The sequence below is a fragment of the Psychroserpens mesophilus genome (assembly GCF_050617655.1).
GTDB lineage: Bacteria > Bacteroidota > Bacteroidia > Flavobacteriales > Flavobacteriaceae > Psychroserpens > Psychroserpens mesophilus_A.
In genome coordinates this window covers 1-241 of sequence record NZ_JBODQC010000443.1, presented here as the reverse complement: position 1 = coordinate 241, position 241 = coordinate 1, and the positions used below count along the sequence as shown (strand labels likewise).

The following is a 241-nucleotide window of genomic DNA, read 5'->3' as shown; positions in this document are numbered from 1 at the left end:
CCAGGATCTGCGGGCAGCGCACTTCGCCGTAGCCGGTCTTGCGGTACACCTTGCGCATGTACTGCTCGACAACCTGCCACAGCGCCCAGCCCTTGGGGTGCCAGAACACCAGGCCCGGCGCTTCTTCCTGCAGGTGGAACAGGTCCTGCTGCTTGCCGATGCGGCGGTGGTCGCGCATCTCGGCTTCTTCGATGCGCTTGATGTACGCCTCGAGCTGCTTCTTGTCGGCCCAGGCGGTGCC

At 65.6% G+C, this 241-nt stretch carries 1 pseudogene; it reads right to left on the bottom strand.

The features are described 5' to 3' along the window. Positions 1 to 241: pseudogene (locus tag ACRHNM_RS17930) on the bottom strand (threonine--tRNA ligase); the annotation flags it as partial.